Origin of the sequence: Sphingomonas endophytica, assembly GCF_001476895.1 — a bacterium.
Classification (GTDB): domain Bacteria; phylum Pseudomonadota; class Alphaproteobacteria; order Sphingomonadales; family Sphingomonadaceae; genus Sphingomonas; species Sphingomonas endophytica_A.
Window position 1 is genome coordinate 1 of record NZ_LDTB01000043.1, and the last position, 14,870, is coordinate 14,870.

Sequence of the window (14,870 nt, forward strand, 5' to 3'; positions counted from 1 at the left end):
GGGATGCCGGGGCCTGGCGATAGGCGCCCTCGGCGATGATGAGCTGGTGTTCGCCGGTGCCGTCGGTGCCCAGGATGAAACGCGCCGTCCCGTCCGCATCGACCTCGATCGCGGTTGCGGTGCCGGCGTCGCCGAACAGCATCGCCGTGCTCCGGTCATCGGGGTCGACGGTCTTGGTGATCGTGTCCCCGACCAGCAGCAAGGCCCGCCGCGCCGCGCCCGATGCGACGGTGGTCATCGCCAGCCACAACCCATAGGGATAGCCCGAACAGCCCAGATTGACGTCGAACGCCAGCACCTGCCGCCCCAGCCCCAGCCGCCCCTGCAACGCACACGCGGTTGCGGGCAGGCGGTAATCGGGGGTCTGGGTGACGAAGAACAGCGCATCGACGCTATCGCGTTCCCAGCCCAGCCGGTCGAGCAGCGTCTCCGCGGCGCGCTGGCACAGGTCGGCGGTGGTGGTCGCCTCGTCCGACCAGCGGCGCGCGCGCACGCCCGTCATCTTCTCGATATCAGCGGCCTTGTCGCCGAACCGTGCATGAAAGGGGGCATTGTCGACCACCCGCCCGGGCACGCACGACACGACACCGGCGATCCGGCTGCCCGTGACGGTGACGGAGCGTCCCGGCACCTTCGTCATTCGGCTGCGGCAGCCAATGCCTCGACCTGGCCCACCGTCCGGCACTGCGCAAGGGCGTCGGGGCTGACCGAGCGGTCGTGAATTTCGTCGATCAGGGCGATGGTCGACACGATCGCCAGCGAATCCCACGCCTCGCCCAGTTCAAGATCCGGGCCGACCTCGGACACGTCGACGTCCAGGATCTCGGCCATTCCTTCGTAGAACTCCGACATTCACTCTCTTCCTGTTTGGAGGGTCAGAACCCCACTAGCGCGCCGGCCCATGACAGGCCAACGCCAAAACCCAGCACCATCACCCGCGACCCGACCGGCAGGCGCCCCGCCGCCAGCTCCTGCTCGAGGACGAAGGGGATCGTCGAGGATACGGTGTTGCCGATCATCTCGTACCGGCGGGGCATGCGTGCATCGTCGAGGCCGATCTTCTTCTGCAAGGCGTCGAGCATGAACTTGTTGGCCTGGTGAAGGACCACGGCCGTCAGGTCGTCGGGTGTCACCTCCGCCTTTTCCAGGAGCGCACGGAAGGTGCGCGGCACCTCGCGCAGGGTGAAGGTGAGGACCGCACCGCCATCCATGAACAGGCTGTCGTCACTGCGGACATTGCCGGACCGGTCCTCCCGCTCGACCGCGGTGGCCGCGCTGCGGGGCAAGCGAAACCCGCCGGCGGGCACGATCAGCCGGTCGGCACCCCCACCATCCGTTCCGAACACGAACGGGCCGATCGATCCGCCGGCCACATCCTCGCTGGTGACGATTGTCGCCGCGGCACCATCGCCGAACAGGGTCCGCACGCTCTTGTCGCCACGATGGATGTACTTCGAATATGTATCGGCGGTGACCAGCAGCACCGTCGCCGCAGTCCCCGCCGCGATCAGCCCCGCCGCCAGCGACAGGCCATAGACGAACCCCGAACAGCCGAGATTGACGTCGAGCGCGCCGATACCGGTCGGCAATCCCAGCCGGTGTTGCAGGATACACGCCGATGTCGGCAGGACATGGTCGGGGGCCTGCGTGCACAGGATGATGAAATCGACCCGGTTCCGCCATTGCGGTGCCTGATCGAACAGCGCGGCGCAGGCGCCGGCGGCCAGATCCAGCGCCGTCTCGTCGTCCGCGGCGATGCGGCGTTCGCGGATCCCCGTCTTGTCGAGGATCTTGTCGGCCGGCCAGTCGGGAAACGCGGCCGCCAGATCGGCATTCGACAGCACCCGCGACGGCAGGTGCGTCGCGATGGCGGCGATGCGGGCGGGAACGCCGGGCGATGGATGGAGCGCAGTCATGTCGGTGTATCAGGTGCCGGACCCTAACGGGCATCGCCCGAGGCGTCCAGTTGACGGCAGCGCCAGACGGATCACTGCGTCGACCCGGGCGGGGTGTCGCGTGCGGTGCCCATGAATTCGGGCATGGTGGCATCGCCCGCTGCGCTGATCCCCCGACGCCGCAGCACCTTGTCGGCGGTCATCACCAGGATGCGCAGATCGAGCAGCAACGAGCGATGGTCGACGTACCAGAGGTCGAGCGCGAACTTCTCGTCCCAGGTCAGCGCGTTGCGGCCGCGGACCTGCGCCCAGCCGGTCAGCCCGGGCCGCACGTCGTGGCGTCGCGCCTGCTCGGGAGAGTAGCGGTCGAGATAGGCCATCAGCAGCGGGCGCGGCCCAACCAAGCTCATGTCGCCCCGCAAGACGTTCCACAGCTGGGGCAATTCGTCGAGGCTGGTCGCCCGCAGCGTGCGACCGAAGCCGGTCAGCCGTTCGCCATCAGGCAGGGGACGGCCATCGCGCCCGATCGCGTCCCGCATGGTACGGAACTTGACCAGGTTGAAGGGGCGGGCGTCCCGGCCGGGACGCACCTGCCGGAACAGCACCGGACGTCCCATCGTCCGCCCGACCATCAGCGCCACGACGACGATCACCGGCGACAGGACGATCAACGCGGTGCCCGCGATCAGCAGGTCAAGCGCGCGCTTGATCATCACGCCGTCCGGATGAGATCGCGGACGACGCCGGCAACGCGCGCGACGTCCGCGTCCGTCATCGCCGACCCGGACGGCAGGCACAGCCCCTGAGCGAAGCAGCGATCGGCGACGCTGCCACCGATCGCCCGCGCGGTCGCGAAAACCGGCTGGGCGTGCATCGGCTTCCACAACGGCCTCGCCTCGATTCCGGCGGCATCCAGCGCCAGCCGCACGACCTCCCGGTCGGTGCCCGCGGTCGCCGGATCGATGCGGATCGTGGTCAGCCAGCGATTGGCCCGCATCCCGGTCGCCTCCGGGCTCAATCGCACCCCCGGCAGGTCGCCGATCAGCTCACGATACAGCGCATGGATCGCCCGACGCCGGTCGACCCGCTCCGCCAGCACGGTCAGCTGCCCGACGCCGATCGCCGCGCATACGTTGCTGAGCCGGTAATTGTAGCCGGTCGTCGTATGCTCGTAATGCGGCGCAGGGTCGCGTGCCTGGGTCGACAGGAAGCGCGCCCGGGCGATCGCCTCGCCGTCCGGGCTGGCCAGCGCCCCGCCGCCCGACGTCGTGATGATCTTGTTGCCGTTGAACGACAGGATCGCGTAATCGGCGCCGTGACCGGCATGACGGCCGTCGCGATACCCGCCCACCGCTTCGGCGGCATCGCTGATCCAGGCAAAGCCGAACCGGTCGGCCAGTCCGCGCATCCGGACGGCGTCGACGACATGGCCGTAAAGGTCGGTGGTGATGACGACCCTCGGAAGCGCGCCCTCCCACTCCGCCTCGATCAGCGCCCGTTCCAGGAGATCGCAGTCGATGAGGAACATCTCGTCCTCGATGTCGACGAAGACCGGCACGCCACCCAGATAGAGGATCGGAGCGACCCCGCCGATGAAGGTCATCGTCGAGCCCCATACGGCATCGCCCGGAACGACCCCGACCAGCCGCAACGCCAGGTGGAGCGCCGCCGTGCCGCTCGACAGCGCGGCGACATGGCCGATCCCGGTCAGCCGTTCCAGGTCGCGTTCAAACCGATCCACCATCGGCCCGGTCGGGGCGATCCAGTTGGTATCGAATACCTCGGTCACCAGGTCGCGTTCGCCGCCACCCATGTGCGGTGCGGAAAGCAGGATACGGTCGGTCAAGGCATCGCCTGTCATTGGGCCTGTCATCGGGCCTGTCATTGAGCGGTCACTCGGCGGACCGCAATGGCCGGCCTGCGCGTACTCTTATGATCCCGTCTGTCAACACGGCGGGCTGGAAATATCCCGTCGCCTGTGCCTATCAGGCGGACGCAGCGAGGACGAACGCCATGGCCCCAGATCAGACCAGCGACGCCGGGCCGGGGGTCGGATGACGCAGAACCCTGATACCGGCCGGCGCGCCCTGCTGGGGGCAGCCGCGATCATGCCGCTGCTCACCGCATCCAGCAGCCCCGGCGCGCCCCCGCCATCGGTCGGCACCGGGCGTATCGCCGGGCTGATCGCCGTGACCGATCACGGCGCGGTAGGCGACGGCATCGCCGACGATCATGCTGCGATCACCCGCGCCATCGCCGCCGCCCGGGCGCAGGGCGGCGGCACCGTCATCCTGCCCCATGCCGGCCCGTGGCGCGTATCCGCCCCGATCGAGATCGCCGACGACGTCACCTTGACGGGAACGGTCCAGCACACCGTCGTGAAGCAGACCGGGGGCGATGGCGACGCCGTCATCACCGGTCGCGACAAGGCGCGTTTCCGGATCGCGAACCTGACCCTGATCGGCACCCGGCCGCCGGGCGGTCGGGGCGCCGGTGGCTCCGCCTGCGACGGCATCGCGCTGCAGGGATGCAGTTATTTCGACATCGACACCGTCCGTGCCGACTATTGCCGCCACGGTTTCCGGTTCCGGGAATGCTTCACCTTCGGGGTCGCGCAGGCGACCGCGTTGCGCTGTGCTTCCTATGGGTTCGCGCTGTCGGACGGCTGCACCTCGTTCGTCCTGCGCAACACGACGTCATGGGGCTGCGGCGGCGGTTGGAGTATCGCCGGATGCGCCTATGGCAGCCTGACGGGCTGCGCGTGCGACCTGTCGGACGCCGGTGGCAAGCCGGGCGATCCCTTCGGCGACAGTGGCGGCGACTATCGTCGCCCGGCCTTCATCTTCGATCTGTCGGGGTCCAAGGGGATCGCGATCATCGCGCCGGGATGCGAGAACTGCAATTCGCCCTGGCTCTATGCCGAGGGTACGCAGGCGACGATCCTCAGTCCCTTCATCTTCGGGATGGAGGCGCATACCCCCGACTGGCGGCTGATCCAGCTGCGCGGGGCGGATTCCTATTCGAACGTCACCATCGTCAACCCGTTCGGGTTCGATGCCGTCGCCAACCCGGCCGGGGCCGGCACGGCGATCCTGATCGAGAACCCGCAGCGCCAGCGCCTCTTCCTGTCGGGGCGATGGCGGGTCAACGCCTTTGACGGCGGGCGGGCCTATCCGTCGAAGGGGCTGGTCGTCGAAGGACAGCAGACCCTGCTCGATTATACCGCGGTCACGATGACGCCGGGCGGCACGCGCCTGTTGTCGCCCCATCCCGACGACCGGGCCAGCGTGACGGTCGAAGGTCTGCGCAAGTCCCTGCATCTGGTCCGTGGCGGTACCGGGCTGTTCCAGCTGCCAGTGCCGGCGGAGGGGCTGTTCCACCTCGTCGCGCAGGGACGCTGTTCGATGCCGGGCGGCGCGACCTTCGCCGTGCTGCCCCGACCGGGGGCTCCCCCCGCCAGACGATGGCAGGAGACGGGCAGCGGAATCGCGATCGACGAATGGTTCTATCTCCCGCCCGGCGGATCGCAGACGGGGATGCTGACGATCGCGCTGCAACCCGGCGCCCGTGTCGACCTGGAGACGCTGGTCATGACCTGCGTCGAGGGGCAGGTCTGACGACGGACGCCGCCCGTCGGCCGGTTTGCAACCGCGTGTCGCGGCGGGACCGTGACGATGGGCCCGGTCGCCGCCGCCACGCGATCATCAGCCCATTCTCAGATGGACGACGTCGGCAACGTCGAGGAGAGCCCGTAGAAATCGGTCGCCGCCAGGACATAACCGTTCGTGGCGATTTCCAGCGAGAAGTCTGCCCGTCCGTCGCCATCGGTGTCGCCATCGGCATACCAAAGGCCGCTCTGCTGATAGAGTCGCAGCTGCCCGGCACCGCTGAACGCCGCCGAGCCGATAAAGGTAAAGCCCTGAACGCCGCCAGCCGCCTGGTTGGCGTCGATGGCGGTAAGGTCGATCTTGTCACCGCGCTGGAAATCCTGGACGAGGTCGCGTTCGGTCGTCGTCGAATCCGAGGCACTGGCGAAGAAGAAGACGTCCGCCCCCGCCCCGCCGTTCAGGATGTCGCGGCCCGTCCCGCCAAGGAGATAGTCGGCCCCGTCCTGCCCGTTCAGCTGGTCGTCGCCCGCGCCGCCCACGATCATGTCGTTGCCGCTGCCGCCATAGAGGAAGTCGACACCGGCACCGCCGTCCAGCCGGTCATTGCCGTCCTGGCCGTATAGCCCGTCGCCGTCGTCCTCGCCGAACAGCTGGTCGTCCTCGGCACCGCCCAGCAGCAGGTCGGCCCCCGCACCGCCAAAGAGGAAATCCGCCCCGGCCCCGCCATCGAGACGATCGTCGCCGTCCTGGCCGTACAGGCTGTCGCCGTCCGCCTCACCAAACAGCTGATCGGCGCCGCCGCCCCCCAGGATGGTGTCGCTGCCATAGTCGCCATACAGATAATCGACGCCCGCCCCGCCATCGAGATAGTCGTTGCCCGATTGTCCGTAGAGACTGTCCTGGCCCTCGCCACCCTCGATCAGATCGTTGTCGCCTCCGCCCAGCAACAGGTCGTTGCCGGCATCGCCCGACAACTGGTCCGCACCGAAGCCGCCGCTCAGCACGTCGCCGCCGTCGCCGCCGTACAGCTGGTCGTTGCCGTTCTCGCCGATCAGGTAATCATCGTCGCCCTGCCCCATCAGCAGGTCTTCGCCCTCGCCGCCGCTCAGCTGGTCATTGCCCGCGCCGCCCAGCAGCACATCGCTGCCGTTGCCGCCGTACAGCATGTCCTCGCCGGTGCCGCCATCAAGCCGGTCGTTGCCGTCCTGACCGTAGAGGCCGTCGTGATCCTCGTCGCCATAGAGCTGGTCGTCCTCGGTTCCGCCGAGCAGCGTGTCGCCCCCGGCACCGCCATAAAGGACGTCGCCGCCCGCCGCGCCGTCCAGCATGTCGCTGCCGTCCTGGCCGTACAGCGCATCGGCATCGGCCTCGCCGCGCAGCTGGTCGTTGCCGCTGCCGCCCAGCATCAGGTCGGCGCCCGTCCCGCCGAACAGCATATCCACCCCGACCCCACCGTCGATCCGGTCGTTACCGGCCCCGCCGTAGAGTTCGTCGCTGCCGTCCTCTCCGTAAAGCTGATCGTCGCCATCGCCCCCGATCACCAGGTCGGCGCCCGCGCCGGCATATACGACGTCGCGCCCCGCGCCGCCATCAATGCGGTCGTTGCCACCGCCGGCATACATCTCGTCATTGCCGCCGAGCCCGAACAGCGCGTCGTTCATGCCGGTGCCGACCAGCACCCCGCCCGTTGCCATGGCGTGGAAGTCGTTGTCGCGGATCTGCACGCGCACGATGGTGGAATCGCTGCCGCTGTCGAACACCTGTCCGGAGGCGGTCACCCGGATCGCGATCGTCTCCTCGCCCTCCTGCTCGAAATCGTCACGGATCGTGACGATCGGCAGGGTGATGACATAGTCACCGGCGGGCGATTGCGAGATCGAATAGCGCGACGAGGAAATCGGAATGATGACGTCGGTGCCATCAGTGGCGGTCGAGTCCGACATGACATAGGCAAGCGACACGGTGGTCGCCGCGGTCGTTACGTTGCGCAGCGTCAACGTCATCGGGAGCGACGCGTCGTTACCCTCCATGACATAGCTCGGCGCGGTGACCGTCGCCGAAGCGGCCAGGTTGCGGTCGATAATCTGAAAGCTGGTCTGGATACCAAGCCGGGTAAGATCGCTGGCGTAGTAGTAGCTGGTATTACCCGCCTTGTCCGAGACGCTGACCGACGAGATCGTGTAGGTTCCCGATCCCGATGCTGAATCGACGAACGTGCTGCCCGACGAATAGCCATCGGCAAACGAATCTACCGCGTCGCTTGCCGTCATATAATTGATGTTGCCGGACGTACCCTGCCACCTTTTATCAAAGCTGACGAAGATGCTGCTCACACCTGCACCCACATCGGTCGCACCCGCCGTGAAGGTGATCGACTGACCGCCATTTGTTATATCGACAGACGATGGAAAGACGAGCGACGTCAATCGTGGTGCTGTCGTGTCGGCGACTGTATTGCCGGTAATGGTGAAGCTGGTCTGGATACCAAGCCGGGACAGATCGCTGGCGTAGTAGTAGCTGGTATTACCTGCCTTGTCCGAGACACTGACCGACGAGATCGTGTAGGTTCCCGATCCCGATGCCGAGTCGACGAACGTGCTGCTCGACGAATAGCCATCCGCAAACGAATCTATCGCATCGCTTGCCCTCATATAATTGGTGTTGCCGGACGTACCCTGCCAGCTTTTATCAAAGTTGACGAAGATGCTATCGACACCCAGACCCACATCGGTCGCACCGGCCGTGAAGGTGATCGACTGACCACCATTACGAACGTCCACCGACGATGGAAAGACAAGTGACGTCAATTGTGGTGCAGTCGTGTCCGCCACTGCATTGCTGACGATGGTGAAGCTGGTCTGGATACCGAGCCGGATCAGATCGCTATAATAGTAGTAACTAGTATTGCCCGCCTTGTCCATAACACTGACCGATGAGATCGTGTAGGTCCCCGATCCCGATGCGGTATTAAAAAATATGCTGCTCGATGAATAGCCATCCGCAAACGAATCTCTTAATTCGTATGCCGACATATAAGAAGTATTGTTGTACATGCCCTGCCAGCTTTTATCGAAGCTGACGAAGACGCTATCGACACCCAGACCCACATCGGTCGCACCCGCCGTGAAGGTGAGCGATCGACCGCCACTCCGCACATCGACGGATGACGGAAAGACGAGCGACGTCAGTCGCGGTGCGGTCGTGTCGGCCTGTGCCATGATGATTCCCCCTCGGCCGTGACCGGCGCATTAACGGAAGTTTTTAGGGGAGAGCGAAACATCGGACAAGTTCACCGGCGATTAAGTCGTGCCGCATCGGAGAGCACTGCCGTCAACGCGTCGACACCGTGATCGAACGACAGATGCGCGTCATAGTAACGCCGCCCGGCCTCACCCATCGCCGCGCGCGCGGCCGGCGGCATCGCCATCAGCGACCGGACCGCCGCCACCATCGCGTCGGATGATTCCGGTTCGAAGGCGATCCCCGCTCCGGCCGCCGCGACCATCGCCGCGGCATCACCGCGCACCCCCATCAGAATCGGGCGGCCGACCGCCAGATAGGCCTGAGTCTTCGAGGGGATGGTGATCGCGAACAGCGGATCGTCGCGCAGGTGCACCAGCAGTGCATCCGCCTCGGCAAAGACCGCGCCCATGTCGCGCGGATGGCGCGGCGGCAGAAAGCGGATGGTGTCGAGCCCTTCCGCCTCGGCCTCCGCGCGCAGCGCATCGGCATCGACCCCGCCCCCGATCAACGTGAACCGTGCCGCGACCCCCTCGTCCCGCAATCGGCGCGCGGCCCGGATGACGGTATCGAGCGCCTGGGCCTTGCCCATGTTGCCGGCGAACAGGATCTCGAACCGCTCGCCCGCGGCGGTCGCCGGCAGCGACAGGGCGGCGATGTCGTCGGGTGCCCAGTTGGGCACGACCGTGACCTGCGCCCCCGGGATCCGGCTGGAGATTCGCGCCGCGAACCCCGGCGACAGCACGACGATCCGGGCGGCGCGCCGGAAGACGAAGTCGGTCCAGCCGCCGACCAGGCGCAACAGCCTGCCGTTGTTCACCATCCCGGTCGCGGCCAGTGTTTCCGGCCACAGATCCTGGACGTCGATGACGAACGGCACCCGGCGCACCAGCCGCAGCAGGACCGCCGCGGCGGCCGCGGTCATCGGCGGAGTATAGACATAGACGACATCGGGCCGCCGCACCGTCAGCGCCAGCAGGGTCGAGGAGACAGCGAACGAGGCGTAGTTCAGTATCCGGCGCAGCGCCGAACGATCATGGCTGGGGTAGAGCGCGCCCCGTGTGACGCGGATCCCGTCCATCCATTCGCGCCGGATCGCCCGGATCCGATAACCGTCATAGACCCGCCCCCCGGGATAATTGGGAAAGCCGGTCAGTACCTCCACCTCGTGTCCGCGCTCGCGCAGCGCCACGGCCAGCGGCAGTCCCTTGAAATGCGGTTCCGGCTGGAACCACTGGGTCAGGATCAGGATACGCACGGCGTCAACGCCCCCCTACCCCGCCGGGGAATGCGGGCCCGCACTCCCCGGTTCCGGTCCGGAGCAGCGGAGACAGCGCCACACGTAGCGCGTCGATCGCATATCGCCCCCGCACCCGGTCGCGGAACTCTTCGCCCCTCGCCGCCAGCATTGCCGGCGTCTGGCGCGCGGCTGCGTTGATCGCGGCGGCGATCCCGGCGGGCGTCTCGTCGTCGATCGACAATGTAGCGTCGATCAGCTCGTCCGACAGGCTGGGCAGCCGCGTCGTCATTACCGCCCGGCCCGAGGCCGCATATTCGATGAGCTTCGAGGGCGACGACATCCGGGCCAGCGCCCCGCCCGCCGGGCGGGGATTGATGAGGATATCGGCGTTCGCCATCTCGTCGACCAGCCGCGCCTGGTCGACCAGCCCCCCCCAGACCAGCGCCGGATGACGATCCGCCATCGCGGCGATTGCCGGCTCCAGCGGTCCGCGGCCGAACAGTCGCACCTCGATCCCCGGATCGAGCAGCGGCACCGCATCGAGCAGGGCGGCGATGCCATATTCCGGGCTCAGCCCGCCGAAATACAGGACGCGGCAGGTGCCATCGGAGGAACGATCGCGGGGAACGGCATCGACCCGTTCCTCGAGCATGTCGTCATAAATTCCGGGCACGACGAGCGCGGGCCGCCCCGGCGCATAGGTCGCCGCCAGCGTTTCCGACAGCGCGATCGCGAAGTCGAATCGCCGGGCCAGGCCGATCGACAGACGCCGGTCGATGGCTTTGAGCAGGCGTCGGATCCGCCCGTCGGTCGGCAGGATCACACCCTGCTGATCGGTGAGGACAACGCCGATCCGCACCCCCGACGCCTTCAGCAGAAGGGCTGCCAGGAGGTTGGGCAGGTGGAGGCCGTGGACCACCGCCACGTCGAGGCGCCGCATCGCCGGATAACGAGACACCAGCGCCGCGAACCGACTGACGTGCTTTGCGACCATCAAGTTGACGAACGGCAACGCGGTTACGGTTCGGCCACCACGGTCATGGGTTCCACCGCCGAACCCGATCCGGCGTCCGATCGGATAATCCTGGACGGGGGCAAAGCTATACCCGTCGAACCGGTCGAAGCTGCTGCCGAGCAGTTCCAGCAGGACCAGCCCGAACCGATGGGTCTGGATGGCCGGGGTGGGATCTATCCGGATCAGTTCGTCCAGCATGTCGTCGGATACGACATAGCCGATCAACGCCCCGGCCCGCGGTCGCCCGTCACGCGGACCGACCGTCATGACGGGGTTCCGACCGTCGCCCGCTCGTTCCGGCCGCTGGGAAAGTAGAAGGCCGAAATCGCGGGCAGGAACCAGATCGGACTGGTGATGAACGACAGGATGAAGACACCCAGGAGCGCAGGATAGCGTCGCCCGAGGCTGCCCAGCAGAACGGCGAACCCCAGGAGCCCCGGCAGCCCGTAGCGCATCGCAATCTGGGTATAGCTGTCCCACGATCCCAGATCATATTGCTGGTAGATGAGGGTGTATTCAACGCTGCCGATGCCCAGCGGGTTGTCGAGGAAGAAGTAGAAAGCCGATACCGACGGCATGAACCGCGGTCCAAACACCGCGTCGTTGGCGATCTTGCTTTCATACTGGCCGAGCAGGAATTCCTGTGTCGCCCCGAAGAAGATGACGATCAACGCGATCAGCAACAGACGATAGCGGACATCGAACTTTGTCGAGACCAGGAACAGGGCGACAGCGATGCCGGCAGTCGACACTGTCGACAGCACGACGAGAAGATAGAAGCCGCAGATCCGGTCGGGCCGGCCGAGCCGGCGCAGCCGGGCATACAGTGCGACGTTGACGAGCAGCTGGTAGAACCCCGGCTCGCTCGCGAAACCCGCGTTACGGATCACGGGGTCGGGATTCATCACCACGTTGAGGATGAACGCGGTTCGATGGGTCGTTTCCCGATAGGTGTATTCGGGGAACAGATAGGCGATATCGGGGCGGATCGCGACGATCACGAAGACGATGAACGACGGGACGGCGATATACAGGAAGACCCGTTCATAGATCTGCAGATAGGGGGTGTCGCCGGTAGATTGCGACAGGACGAAGCCCGAGAACAGCAGGACGGGAATGGCGATGAACGACATCGTCACGAACCCGATGCGGGTCGAGAAGCTTAGATCGTAGATCGAGATCGGCAGGATCAGCACGACGAACAGCAGCATCAGCTGCAGGGCATGGGGATTGGGACGGCGCAGCGACCCGAGCAGGATCAGAAGCCCGAGGCCGGTCGCGACCAGCCCCGCGCTCTCGCCCAGCGCGGGTGTCGTCGACACGAAGACGAAGGCGCCCAGCTTCCACCGGGTCGCGAGCGATGGGCCCGCCGACAAGGACGACGAGGTCGGCGGATACGACGTCACGGACGTCCGGTAAGGAACGATTGCCACCTGATCCCCATGGTTGCGAGCTGCCGGAAGAACAGAACGACGGTCCACGATACGCTGACGAGCGTGCATAAGCCAAGGCCCGCGATCACCCCCACCAGCCCCGCCTGGGCATAGCCGAACGCCACGGCCGCCGCCTTGAGCGGCACGTTGGCGATCTGGACCACGACCATTGCCCGTTCCAGCCCCATGACCGGGGCGGCAAGCGGGGCGATGATGAAGATCGCCTGGACGAGCTGGACCAGAACGTAAAGCGTCAGTTCCCGGTGATAGGGGGCGATCACCGGCCCCCACAACGCCGCGATCCACGGCGCCATCGCGATGAAAACCACCCCCGCGGCCAGCGACCCCGCGGCGATCACGATCCAGTAGAGGCGGGCGATGCGGACGAAGGCCGCGCCGTCGCGCGCGGCGTAGAGCAGCGCGAGCCGTGCGATGAGGCCGGCGGTGGCGATGTTGATCGCGACGGCGATGAGGCCGCCGGTGCGTACGATCGGCTGGAAGATGCCGACCACCGCCGCATCCGCGAACGCATAGAGGACGAGGAGGTCGAGCCAGCCGGCGACATTGGTCAGGATCGCCAGGATCCAGAACATCGCGCCCCGCCGTACCGTGTCGCGCACGCCATGGCGCCACGGCACGGCAGCGGCGGGCCGGTGGGAGGCGCCGATCGCGCGCCGCCACGCCCATCCGGCACCGGCCAGCCCGATGAGGCTGCATCCCGCGTACAGCCAAGGCAGTTCCCCGGCGCGAAGCATGCCCATCGCATCAAGCGGCACGAACAGCGCGACGAAGGCGATGGGGATGAAACTGCCTTGCCAGAAGACCGCGGCCGGGACGAGCTGCCAGCCGCGCAGCGCCTCGGTCACGATCCACAGCCAGGCGAGAAGGACGATCGTCGGAGCAAAGGCCGGGATCATGCCGCCGCCATCGGCGCCCCAGATATCAGCCGCAACCGCGACCGACAGGGCAACGGCCAGCGCAGCCGGCAGCGTCACCGCCAGCGAGCGGTCGATCGTCGCGCGCGCACGTCCGGCATCGCCCTCCACCTTCATCTCGGCGATGTCGCGCAACGCCAGCTGCTCCTGTCCCAGCCGGCCGACCGCGGCCCCGATCATGACGTAGCTGAGCGCGACCTGGAACAAACCGTTCGCCTCCGCGCCGAAACGCCGGACGATCAGGAGGTTCATCAGGAAGGTGGCCGCGATGCCCCCGCCGCGCAGCACCAGCAGGCGCGACACCCCGACCAGCTCGTACAGCGCCGGCATCAGGCGAACCGGTATCAGCCGGGGGGGCATCATCGGCATCGGTCGACGACTTGCCGCCAAGCCGCATCGAAGCCGGCGGCCGAGAAGGCGGTCAGGGCATGGGTGTGGTTGGCGGCGGCCAGCCGCGTGCGTTCGTCACGGCCGTCGAGCAGCCGTGTACAGACCGCCAGCCATGCCGCGACGTCCCCGGGTGGCGCCATCAAGCAGTTCGTCCCAGGATCGGCGAAATCCTCCAGCCCTGGCAGGTCAGAGACGACAAACGTACGCCCGCACAGTCCCGCCTCGATCGCCGGCCGACAAAAATGCGGATCGGTGATCGGCAGCAACAGCAGCCGGGCGTCGCGCAGGAAGGGAGCCACGTCGGCGACGAATCCCGCCACGGACAGCGACGATCCGCGCGCCGTCAGCATCGCGCGCGTCGCCTCGATCCGGGCCTGCCAAGATGCGTCCACCGCTCCCACAAGCATCGCCCGGACTGGCCGCGCAGTCGATAGCCGCTCGATCAGTGCGAGGAAGAGCGCGATGCCCTTGATGCGCGCGCTGCCGCCCAGGAAGACGAAGTCGTACCCCGCCAGGGTATCGTCTGATGGCAACGCCGCAGCGACGTCGAACGGATTGGCCGCAACGATGCTGGCGATTCCCTGCATCGCGGCGCGCGCCGACCATGACCGGCTGATCGACACGACGGTATCGACCGATCGCAACAGCCGCCGTTGCGTCGTTCCCCGTGCGCCGGACAGGAAGGCGTTCTCCTGAACGATGCAGACTCGGCGGGCGCGGATCCCGGCGGCCGCGATTGCGGCCAGAAACGGCAGGTCGATCGAGGATGTCACGACGATCGCGTCATATTCGGCGAGAACCCCGGCATGACGCCGTGCCCAGCGGAACGATGCCGTCGCCCGGATCGGCGCGCAAAAGGCATGATACAGGAAGGCGCGGCGGCTGGCCCCCGCATAGGCAGGCAGGACCGGGCGCGGTGGCAGGACGAAGTCGGCGACGGCCGTCGACGCCGCGATATCGCCGTAAGCTTCCGCCGCATCCCCGGCCAGCGTCACCGCCGCGCGCCGGGCAAGCGCGGCGATGGCGGCGCGATTGTAGAGGCCGGCCCCGCCGATTACCGGCACATGGGGCAGCACCAGGATCCGCGGCGATGCCGGGGCACCGTCAGTCATCG

General features: G+C 67.0%; 11 protein-coding genes and 1 pseudogene. 1 reads left to right on the top strand and 11 read right to left on the bottom strand.

The window, feature by feature from the left end; genetic code table 11:
* The 5 genes and pseudogenes from NS334_RS10780 to NS334_RS10800 form a co-directional block, all read right to left on the bottom strand.
* Window positions 1-640, bottom strand: a pseudogene (locus tag NS334_RS10780) (hypothetical protein); the annotation flags it as partial.
* A complete protein-coding gene (locus NS334_RS10785; RefSeq protein WP_058755967.1) occupies window positions 637-852 on the bottom strand; it encodes an acyl carrier protein in 216 nt (71 codons plus the stop codon). The gene NS334_RS10785 and the pseudogene NS334_RS10780, both read right to left, overlap by 4 nt.
* A gap of 23 nt (window positions 853-875) precedes the next feature.
* Window positions 876-1,916: a ketoacyl-ACP synthase III gene (locus tag NS334_RS10790; RefSeq protein WP_058755968.1), complete on the bottom strand. Its 1,041-nt coding sequence runs from the start codon at window positions 1,914-1,916 to the stop codon at window positions 876-878.
* A gap of 71 nt (window positions 1,917-1,987) precedes the next feature.
* On the bottom strand, window positions 1,988-2,608 hold the full coding sequence (locus NS334_RS10795) for a sugar transferase (protein WP_058755969.1): 621 nt from the start codon (window positions 2,606-2,608) through the stop codon (window positions 1,988-1,990).
* Window positions 2,608-3,741, bottom strand: coding sequence for a DegT/DnrJ/EryC1/StrS family aminotransferase (locus tag NS334_RS10800; protein WP_153002707.1), 1,134 nt, complete (start codon window positions 3,739-3,741; stop codon window positions 2,608-2,610). Before NS334_RS10800 ends, NS334_RS10795 begins: the two co-directional genes overlap by 1 nt.
* 208 nt (window positions 3,742-3,949) lie before the next feature.
* On the opposite strand from NS334_RS10800, the gene NS334_RS10805 reads away from it, so the two are divergent.
* On the top strand, window positions 3,950-5,512 hold the full coding sequence (locus NS334_RS10805) for a glycosyl hydrolase family 28-related protein (RefSeq protein ID WP_058755971.1): 1,563 nt from the start codon (window positions 3,950-3,952) through the stop codon (window positions 5,510-5,512).
* 98 nt (window positions 5,513-5,610) lie between these two features.
* Here NS334_RS10805 and NS334_RS10810 read toward each other — a convergent pair whose 3' ends face one another.
* The 6 genes from NS334_RS10810 to NS334_RS10835 all read right to left on the bottom strand — a co-directional run bounded on the left by NS334_RS10810 (window position 5,611) and on the right by NS334_RS10835 (window position 14,868).
* Window positions 5,611-8,721 carry a calcium-binding protein gene (locus tag NS334_RS10810; RefSeq protein ID WP_153002708.1) on the bottom strand — a complete coding sequence of 1,037 codons (3,111 nt, stop codon included), beginning with the start codon at window positions 8,719-8,721 and terminating at the stop codon, window positions 5,611-5,613.
* A gap of 71 nt (window positions 8,722-8,792) precedes the next feature.
* A complete protein-coding gene (locus NS334_RS10815) occupies window positions 8,793-10,001 on the bottom strand; it encodes a glycosyltransferase family 4 protein (protein WP_058755973.1) in 1,209 nt (402 codons plus the stop codon).
* A gap of 4 nt (window positions 10,002-10,005) precedes the next feature.
* Window positions 10,006-11,265: a glycosyltransferase gene (locus NS334_RS10820; protein ID WP_058755974.1), complete on the bottom strand. Its 1,260-nt coding sequence runs from the start codon at window positions 11,263-11,265 to the stop codon at window positions 10,006-10,008.
* Window positions 11,262-12,320, bottom strand: a complete 1,059-nt coding sequence (locus tag NS334_RS10825; RefSeq protein WP_193753063.1) for a hypothetical protein — start codon at window positions 12,318-12,320, stop codon at window positions 11,262-11,264. The genes NS334_RS10820 and NS334_RS10825 overlap by 4 nt, the downstream gene beginning before the upstream one ends.
* Window positions 12,321-12,400: 80 nt before the next feature.
* Window positions 12,401-13,735, bottom strand: coding sequence for a lipopolysaccharide biosynthesis protein (locus NS334_RS10830; RefSeq protein ID WP_193753064.1), 1,335 nt, complete (start codon window positions 13,733-13,735; stop codon window positions 12,401-12,403).
* Entirely contained in the window at window positions 13,726-14,868 is a 1,143-nt protein-coding gene (locus NS334_RS10835) for a glycosyltransferase family 4 protein (RefSeq protein WP_058755977.1), read from the bottom strand. The genes NS334_RS10830 and NS334_RS10835 overlap by 10 nt, the downstream gene beginning before the upstream one ends.
* Window positions 14,869-14,870: the final 2 nt, after the last annotated feature.